The sequence below is a fragment of the Pseudomonas sp. 05N433 genome (assembly GCF_056396925.1).
Map to the genome: position 1 here is coordinate 1 of NZ_JBFTML010000099.1, position 8,909 is coordinate 8,909.

The window sequence follows — 8,909 nt, forward strand, 5'->3', positions numbered from 1 at the left end:
GTCGTAAACCCTGCACCCTAGGCCTATCTGATGTACCGCGGTGACTGGTTTGGGGCCGCTGCGCAGCCCAGCGGGAGCAAGCTCCCTCGCCACAGGTTCTGTGCCAATCCGGCCAATGATTTCCAGGCTCGGCAGCTGCTACGGAATTGGGGCGTCCTAGGACGTTAAGTCTGCGCCTTCGTTTGCGTCGGACATTTCCTGCAAGACGTAGCGCATTCCATGAACTATCGCCCCGTCGACTGCCCGGATAACCTTCTTCTGCCGCTGCAAAATCAGTGGTCGGATGTGGAAGTCCGTGGTCAGAGATACTTACCAACGCTTGTAAAGCGCATGGCGACATTTTTTATGTCAACATTGCCGCGTTATGGCGGCTGTGCGCGGGAGCACCTTCGGGTGCGCCGGGTTTTGGTGAGTTTCCCTGGTCTTCCACACCTGCGTACAGCTGCCACCCTCATGTGGAAGTGAGATGGGTAGCTCCCCCTGAAACTCAACAGAGTACTTCCCATATGAAGAAACAAACGCCTAACCCTCCCGAAACCCAAGCCGATGATGATTCCCTAGATCCCGTCGAACTTTCCGAAGTGACCGAACCCGCCATCAGCGCTCGCTTACGTAACCCCAGGCGCGCCGACCCGATCAGCCACATCTTCACCATCGTCCCCGGTGTCCACACAGAAACCCTGCTAAGCCACGCCTGCGAAACCCTCGCGTCCCTGAATGTCCTGATCACCGATCTGGCCTGCAAGCTGGAAAGCTCCAACCGCAACGTGGCGCTGACGATTCAGCAGTTGGCGGTAGTCGCCGAATTGTTGGTGAACCGCGCACTGGACACTATCGATCCGCCCGAAGGCGCAACTGCAGTTCAGCCAGGCACTCAACATTGATCAGGGAGGTTCAGTTATGGCTCGATACATGCCGATAACGGGCATCGACTGCAAAATCCCGTCGTTGCTGATTGATACCGAAGCACCTGTGGATGTGTTGCATGACACGGCGGCCTACCGCATCAGAAGCGTGACTCAACTACTGGAAACCCTCTCCATCGGCGAGGGGATCAGCCGCGATGCATTGCTGTTGCAGGACTTCGCGCGGGTGCTGGCGATTCCGCTGCGCGACGGCTGTGATTTGATGGATGTGATCGGGCGACGATTGCAGGCACAGATTTAAATGCAGTAACGAAAATGGGCGACCTCAACAGGTCGCCCATTTTGTTTACCAACGGAAATCTGAAACTTGGTGATCCATTGTGGCGAGGGAGCTTGCTCCCGTTCGGCTGCGTAGCAGTCGTAAACCCTGCACCCTAGGCCTATCTGATGTACCGCGGTGACTGGTTTGGGGCCGCTGCGCAGCCCAGCGGGAGCAAGCTCCCTCGCCACAGGTTCTGTGCCAATCCGGCCAATTATTTCCAGGCTCGGCAGCTGCTACGGGGCGTCGCCCTCGGCTATTTGGTCAGCGCACTCAGAATCTGGTAGGCGATTTTGATCCGCTCCGGGTTCGGGTAGTTTTTGTTGGCCAGGATCACGATGCCGATGTCCTTCGCCGGGATAAAAGCGACGTAGGCGCCAAAGCCGCCGGTTGAGCCGGTTTTGTTGATCAGCACGGTGTCGCGTTGAGGTTGTGGCGGGGTCAGCCACCGGACTTCATGGGCCTCAAATGCCATCTGCGACGAGTTGCCGGCCAGTAGGGTGTCGAGCGTCACCGGGTAGTTGTAGAGCTCCCATCCCAACCCTTGAGTCATCTCGCCAACCCGGTAATACCCGGTGTGAGTGCTGGCGATGGCTTGCTGCAAAGGCTTTTCCAGCGACGCGGGATTCATGTTCGCCTCAACATAGCGAAGCAGGTCCGCGGCGCTGGTTTTCACGCCGTACGCTTCGGAATCCAGCGCACCCGGCTCGACCCGCACAGGCTTGTCATCCTTGCTGTAACCCTGGGCGTAAAGCGCCATCTGATCCTGCGGCACCTTGAGGTAGCTGTGCTTGAGGCCGAGTTTCGGCAGCAAGGTTTTCTCCATCAGCTCATCGAACGGCGCCCCCATGCTCTGGGCTGCCAGATAACCGAACAGCCCGAGGCTGGGGTTTGAATACTGGCGATGAGTGCCGGCGGCGTAGGTCGGTTTCCACTGCTTGAAATAGCCGAGCATCTTGTCCTGACGGTCTGCCTCGCCAGGGAATTGCAGGGGCAGGCCGCCGGCGGTGTAGGTGCCGAGTTGCAGCACGCTGATGTTATCGAACGCGCTGCCGTGCAAGGCCGGGAGTACCTGGCTGGCGTTGTCCGACAAGGACAGTTTGCCGCTCGCCTGGGCATAGGCGGCGAGGGTGGCGGTGAAGGTTTTGCTCACCGAACCGATCTCGAACAGGGTGTTTTCGGTGACGGCTTTACCGTTTTCTTTCGAGGCCACGCCGTAGTTAAAGTAATGCGGCTGACCATGGACGGTGATTGCGACCGCGAGGCCAGGGATCTTCTGTTGCTGCATCACCGGTTCGACGGCGGCTTTAACGATGGTTTCGATGCGCTCGTCAGCAAAGCTGTGGCTGGCACCGAGGAAAAGTGCGAAAGCACTGTAGGATATGAGTTTCTTCTGATTTTTTTTACGCATGATTGAGACGCTGTCCATGATTGTTCGTGGTGTTAACCGCTACACTCCGAGCGGTCTTTCAAGGCGGTCCGCTGTTGGGCGAGCCAAATCTAGGCAGTTTGGCGAAGACCGGCAAACGACGATATTTCGGATGAGCCATTAGAAAATTTTGGGGGCTGGCATGATTCGACCTCATTTGCCGCTGAATGCGTTGCGTGCTTTCGAGGCTTCGGCGCGCCATTTGAGTTTCACCCGGGCGGCCGTGGAGTTGTGCGTCACGCAGGCGGCGGTGAGCCATCAGGTCAAAAGTCTTGAAGCCCAGCTTAACGTGACTTTGTTCAAACGCCTGCCCCGCGGCCTGATGCTGACCAGCGAAGGTGAAACCCTGCTGCCGGTATTGCGCGAATCCTTCGACCGGATTGCCGAAACCCTGGAGCGTTTCGAGGGTGGGCATTTTCGTGAAGTGTTGACGGTGGGCGCCGTGGGGACGTTCGCGGTCGGTTGGCTGTTGCCGCGATTGGCGGATTTTCAGAAGAAACATCCGTACATAGATTTGCGCCTGTCGACCAATAACAACCGGGTGGATGTGGCCGCTGAAGGCCTGGATTACGCCATCCGCTTTGGCGCGGGGGCGTGGCATGGGATTGAAGCGGTGCGGTTGATCGAGGCACCACTGTCGGTGCTCTGTGTGCCGGAGATCGCCCGGCAATTGCAGGCGCCAGAGGATCTGTTGCAGCAAACGCTGTTGCGCTCCTATCGCACGGATGAGTGGCCGGAGTGGTTTCAGGCGACCGGTCTTTCGGCCCATGCCGTGCTGCCCCGGAGCATCGTCTTCGATTCCTCGCTGGCGATGATGGAGGCTGCGTTGCAAGGTGCAGGTGTGGCATTGGCGCCACCGCTGATGTTTGCCCGGCAACTGGCGGCGGGCGCAATCGAGCAACCGTTCGCCATCGGGATCACCACCGGCAGCTACTGGCTGACCCGCTTGCAGTCGCGTCCCGAAACGTCGGCGATGGCTGCGTTCCGGGGCTGGCTGCTGCAAACGGCCCAGATGCAATAGTGTGAACACCACTCCTTGTGGGAGCGGTGTTTCCAGAGGTTTAGCGCACCAGGCACGGCCGCTTGTTATCGAACTTCCATCCCGGAATCAGAAACTGCATCGCCACGCTGTCATCCCGCGCGCCGAGCCCCATGCCTTGGTACAGCTCATGGGCCTTGGCCAGTTGATCCATGTCCAGCTCAACCCCCAGGCCAGGTTTTTTCGGTACTTGCACGCAGCCGTCGACGATTTGCAGCGGTAACTGGGTCAGGCGCTGGCCGTCCTGCCAGATCCAGTGGGTGTCGATGGCTGTGATCTCGCCCGGCGCGGCGGCCGCGACGTGGGTGAACATGGCCAGGGAAATATCGAAGTGGTTGTTGGAATGCGAGCCCCAGGTCAGGCCCCACTCGTGACACATCTGCGCCACCCGCACCGAGCCCTGCATGGTCCAGAAGTGCGGGTCGGCCAAAGGAATGTCCACCGACTGTAGCTGGATCGCGTGGCCCATTTCCCGCCAGTCGGTGGCGATCATGTTGGTCGCGGTTTTCAGGCCCGTGGCACGACGAAATTCAGCCATGACTTCGCGGCCCGAGTAACCGTTTTCCGCCCCGCACGGGTCTTCGGCATAAGCCAGAACATGATGCTGATCACGGCACAGGCGGATCGCTTCCTTGAGCGACCAGGCGCCATTCGGATCGAGGGTAATGCGCGCATCGGGAAAGCGCTCGGCGAGGGCCGTGACCGCTTCGATTTCCTCGTCGCCGCTCAACACGCCGCCCTTGAGTTTGAAGTCCTTGAAGCCATAGCGGGCGTGAGCGGCGACCGCCAGGCGCACCACGGCGTCGGCGCTCATGGCTTTTTCGTGACGTACGCGGAACCAGTCATTGTCGGCATCCGGTTCATCGCGATAAGCCAGATCGGTTTCGTTGCGATCACCGACGTAAAACAGGTAGCCGAGCATCTTCACTTCATCACGCTGCTGGCCTTCGCCGAGCAAAGCGGCGACCGGCACGTCCAGGTGCTGGCCAAGCAAGTCGAGCAGGGCCGCTTCCAGGCCGGTGACCGCGTGAATGGTGATGCGCAGGTCGAACGTTTGTAAACCGCGACCGCCGGCATCGCGATCGGCGAAGGTCTGGCGCACTTGATTGAGGATCTTCTGGTAGGTGCCGATCGGGCTGCCGACCACCAGTGCGCGCGCGTCTTCCAGGGTCTGGCGAATGCGCTCGCCACCGGGTACTTCGCCGACGCCGGTGTGACCGGCGTTGTCCTTGAGGATCACGATATTGCGGGTGAAGAACGGGCCATGGGCGCCGCTCAGGTTGAGCAGCATGCCATCGTGGCCGGCCACCGGCACAACCTGCATGCTGGTGATGATCGGGGCTTTTGCGGCTTCTTGTGGGTTCATTTTTTTGTCCTTTCAACCAATATTCAAGCGTGATTCGGCGCTGGTTTGCCCAGTGCAACGGCCGGTGCGAGTTTCGGTTTATTGCGCGCGGCGAAAACGATGATCGCGGCGATGATCGAGGTAGCGGCCAGGCCGTAGAGCCCGCCCTGGATTGAACCGGTGTGCTCTTCCAGCAAACCGAAGGTGGTCGGCGCCACGAAGCCGCCGAGGTTGCCCACCGAGTTGATCAGCGCGATCACGCCGGCAGCGATCCGTGCATCCAGGTACGCCTGGGGAATCGGCCAGAACAGCGACGAAGCCGATTTGAAACCCAATGCGGCGAAGCAGATCGCAACGAAGGCGAAGATCGGCCCGCCGGTGGTGGACATGAACATCCCCGCCGCAGCGATCAGCAGGGCAGTGGCGACCCAGGCTTGCTGGTGCTTCCATTTGCCCGACAGCGAGGCAAAGGCGTACATGCCGACGATCGACAGCAACCACGGAATCGAGTTGAACAAGCCGACCTGGATGTCGCTCAGGTCGCCCATTTTCTTGATGATGCTCGGTAGCCAGAAGGTCGCGGCATAGATGGTCAATTGAATGAAGAAGTAGATCAGGCAGAACAGGATGATCTGGCGGTCCTTGAGCAGTGTGCCCAGCGACGGTTTGATCGGCGTCGCGGCTTCGCGGGCCAGTTGTTCGTCATCGATGGCTTTGACCAGCGCGTCCTGTTCAGCCAGGGTCAGCCATTTGGCGTCGTGGGGTTTGGAGTCCAGCCAGCACCAGACGAACACGCACAACCCGACCGAGAACATGCCCTCGATGAAGTACATCCACTGCCAGCCGTGCATGCCCCAACCGTTGATTTGCAGCAGCAGCCCCGACAGCGGGCCGGAGATCAGCGAAGCAATCGCCGAGCCGCTGAGGAAGATCGCAATCGCCTTGCCGCGTTCCACACCGGGCAACCAGCGGGTGAAGTAATAGATCACCCCGGGAAAGAACCCGGCTTCAGCCACGCCGAGCAGAAAACGCAGGATGTAGAAGTGGGTTTCGTTCTGGATGAACGCCATGCAGGCGGCCACCAGGCCCCAAGTCAGCATGATGCGGGTCAGCCAGATTCGCGCGCCGACTTTTTGCAGGAGGATGTTGGAGGGCACTTCGAACAGCGCGTACCCGATGAAGAACAGACCGGCCCCGAGGCCGTAGGCGGCAGCGCCAATCCCCAAGTCATGTTCCATGTGGGCGCGGACGAAGCCGATGTTCACGCGGTCGATGTAGTTGACGATGAACATGATCACGAACAGCGGCAGGACGTGGCGTTTCACTTTTGAGATGGCGGACTTCAGGACCGAATCGGCGCCATCGTTCATCCCGGATATGGATGTATTCACTTGTTTTTCTCCCACTCGTTATTTTTATGCGGGGTGTGGCTGGGTATTGCGATGTTGATAGACATCATACAACTGAATTTTTCGATTCGACAAGCACTGTAGTCCAATAAAATGGCTATTTGTCGGATGATTTCTATGCTTTTTTGGGGCGGGTGTGGGGTTGTGATGGTGTTCGAGTGGTCAATTTGTTGAGTGTTGTCATACAAGCTTGAGGCTGTTTTCTGGGGATTCCAATCGATTCCGGTGCTACGATCCGGATAGCCCTGTTTTACGGATAATCACCATGCAAGAAGACATCGACGCACCCGCCCGCAAGCGCGCTCACAACCTGGCTCATGATCTGGTGGCCAAGCTGACCCAGAGCATTTTGCTCGGCCAGATGCTGCCGGGGGACAAGCTGCCTTCGGAGAATTCGATTGTTCAGGAGCATGGGGTCAGCCGTACGGTGGTGCGCGAGGCGATTTCGAAATTGCAGGCTTCAGGGCTGGTGGAAACCCGTCACGGCATCGGCACCTTTGTCATCGAGCGTGCGCCGGAGCAGGGGTTGCGGCTGAATGTCGATACCGCGCTGGGGGTGCGCAGCATTCTGGAGTTGCGCATGGGCCTGGAAACCCAGGCCGCCGCGCTGGCAGCGGTGCGTCGTACCGATCAGCAATTGGCGCAGATGCGTGAAGCGCTGGATGACTATCAAAGTTTGCTGGCCAACAACGACAGCTGCGTCGAGGCCGACAAACGTTTCCACCTGCTGATCGCCGAAGCCACCGGCAATGTATGCTTCACAGAGATCATGCAGCACTTGGGCAATGCGATGATTCCCCGCACCCGCGTCAATGCCACCGAGCGCGGGTCAGCGGATTTGAGCAAGCTGGGGCAACTCGCCAACCTTGAACACGAGGCGATTCTCAACGCCATCAAGCGCCAGGATCCGGATGCGGCGCGGGCAGCCATGTGGTTGCACCTGACCAACAGCCGCGACCGCTTTTCGGCGGGCGGCAGCTGATTCGTCAGTGCGTAGGAGCGAGCAGTGCGGCGATCCGACTTGTCCGCGAAGAATACACCGCGTTTTTTCAGGTATTACGCGTCATCGTTCTTCGCGGGCAAGCCTCGCTCCTACAGGGGCGCTATATCGCGCATCAGCAATCCATAACGCAAATCCACCGCATTCGGAATCGGCAAATACACCGTGTGCCCATCCCCAGGCGCCACTTCAATCGCCTCGCCCCTGAGGTTCTGCAGTTGATGCAGGTCGAAGTGGAAGTTGCCCTTGGGCGTCATCAGTTCCATGTGATCGCCCAGGCCAAAACGATTCTTCACCCGTACCTCGGCCAGCCGGTCGCGGCGTTCGCCGGTCAACTCCCCAACGAACTGTTGGCGCTCTGAAACCGAGCTGCCGTTCTGGTAGTTCTGGTATTCGTCATGCACGTGCCGGCGTAGAAAACCTTCGGTGTAGCCGCGCTGAGCGAGGGACTCCAGATCAGTCATCAAGCTGCGATCGAACACTCGGCCAGCCACCGCATCATCAATCGCGCGGCGGTAAACCTGGGTGGTGCGCGCGCAATAGAAATGCGATTTGGTCCGGCCTTCGATTTTCAGTGAGTGCACACCCATCTGCGTCAGGCGCTCGACGTGCTGGACGGCGCGCAGGTCCTTGGCGTTCATGATGTAGGTGCCGTGTTCATCCTCGAACGCCGGCATCAGTTCGCCGGGGCGATTGGCCTCTTGCAACAGGAACACCTGATCGGTCGGCGTGCCGAGGCCCAGGGTCGGTTCGGGAGAGTAGTGCTGGACGATTTCGCCGAGCTGATTTTCGCTGGCCGGTGTCGCCGAGTATTTCCAGCGACAGGCATTGGTGCAGCTGCCCTGATTGGCGTCACGCTTGTTCATGTAGCCCGACAACAGGCAGCGCCCCGAATAGGCCATGCACAATGCGCCGTGCACAAACACTTCCAGCTCCATCGCCGGGACGTGCTGGCGGATTTCGGCGATTTCTTCCAGCGACAGTTCACGGGACAGGATGATCCGGCTCAAGCCCTGTTGCTGCCAGAACTCGACGCTGGCCCAGTTCACCGTGTTGGCTTGCACCGACAGGTGGATCGGCATCTGCGGGAAGTGCCGGCGCACCAGCATGATCAGGCCGGGATCGGACATGATCAGCGCGTCCGGCGCCATGCCGATCACCGGTTCCAGATCCTTGAGGAACGTTTTCAGCTTGGCGTTGTGCGGGGCGATATTGACCACCACATAAAAACGCTTGCCCTGAGCCTGGGCCTCGGCGATGCCGAGCGCGAGGTTGGCGTGATCGAATTCGTTATTGCGCACTCGCAGGCTGTAGCGCGGTTGGCCGGCGTATACCGCATCGGCACCGTAGGCGAAGGCATAACGCATGTTTTTCAGGGTGCCGGCAGGGGCGAGCAGTTCCGGGGGGATGAGTGGCATGGCGCAAGTCATGGCAGTGTCGATCGCAAAAGCCGGCAAGGGTAAGCGGCCTGCACGCGGGGTTTATTGATCTGGATCTATGCT

8 protein-coding genes are annotated in these 8,909 nt (G+C 59.4%); 4 read left to right on the forward strand and 4 right to left on the reverse strand.

Annotated elements, in window-relative coordinates:
• The first annotated feature begins 506 nt into the window (after positions 1-506).
• Together AC1DIS_RS29350 and AC1DIS_RS29355 are read left to right on the forward strand one after the other, a co-directional pair.
• Positions 507-884: a DUF6124 family protein gene (locus AC1DIS_RS29350; protein ID WP_018930331.1), complete on the forward strand. Its 378-nt coding sequence runs from the start codon at positions 507-509 to the stop codon at positions 882-884.
• A 16-nt stretch (positions 885-900) separates the two neighbouring features.
• On the forward strand, positions 901-1,167 hold the full coding sequence (locus AC1DIS_RS29355; protein ID WP_007941174.1) for a hypothetical protein: 267 nt from the start codon (positions 901-903) through the stop codon (positions 1,165-1,167).
• A gap of 274 nt (positions 1,168-1,441) precedes the next feature.
• Here AC1DIS_RS29355 and ampC read toward each other — a convergent pair whose 3' ends face one another.
• Positions 1,442-2,596 (reverse strand): class C beta-lactamase, encoded by a 1,155-nt coding sequence (gene ampC / locus AC1DIS_RS29360; RefSeq protein ID WP_477743736.1) that lies wholly within the window; start codon positions 2,594-2,596, stop codon positions 1,442-1,444.
• Positions 2,597-2,756: 160 nt separating this feature from the next.
• Here ampC and AC1DIS_RS29365 point away from each other — a divergent pair, with 160 nt between their 5' ends.
• On the forward strand, positions 2,757-3,635 hold the full coding sequence (locus AC1DIS_RS29365) for a LysR family transcriptional regulator (protein WP_477743735.1): 879 nt from the start codon (positions 2,757-2,759) through the stop codon (positions 3,633-3,635).
• A 40-nt stretch (positions 3,636-3,675) separates the two neighbouring features.
• On the opposite strand, the gene gudD is transcribed toward AC1DIS_RS29365, so the two are convergent.
• Both gudD and AC1DIS_RS29375 read right to left on the reverse strand, forming a co-directional pair.
• A complete protein-coding gene (gudD, locus tag AC1DIS_RS29370) occupies positions 3,676-5,019 on the reverse strand; it encodes a glucarate dehydratase (RefSeq protein ID WP_064618924.1) in 1,344 nt (447 codons plus the stop codon).
• 23 nt (positions 5,020-5,042) lie between these two features.
• Positions 5,043-6,389 (reverse strand): MFS transporter, encoded by a 1,347-nt coding sequence (locus AC1DIS_RS29375; RefSeq protein WP_477743734.1) that lies wholly within the window; start codon positions 6,387-6,389, stop codon positions 5,043-5,045.
• A 283-nt stretch (positions 6,390-6,672) separates the two neighbouring features.
• Between AC1DIS_RS29375 and AC1DIS_RS29380 the strand changes: the two genes are divergently transcribed.
• Complete coding sequence (locus tag AC1DIS_RS29380; protein ID WP_477743733.1) at positions 6,673-7,389, forward strand: FadR/GntR family transcriptional regulator; 717 nt, start codon at positions 6,673-6,675, stop codon at positions 7,387-7,389.
• Positions 7,390-7,499: 110 nt separating this feature from the next.
• On the opposite strand, the gene trhP is transcribed toward AC1DIS_RS29380, so the two are convergent.
• Positions 7,500-8,825: a prephenate-dependent tRNA uridine(34) hydroxylase TrhP gene (trhP, locus tag AC1DIS_RS29385; RefSeq protein ID WP_477743732.1), complete on the reverse strand. Its 1,326-nt coding sequence runs from the start codon at positions 8,823-8,825 to the stop codon at positions 7,500-7,502.
• Positions 8,826-8,909: the final 84 nt, after the last annotated feature.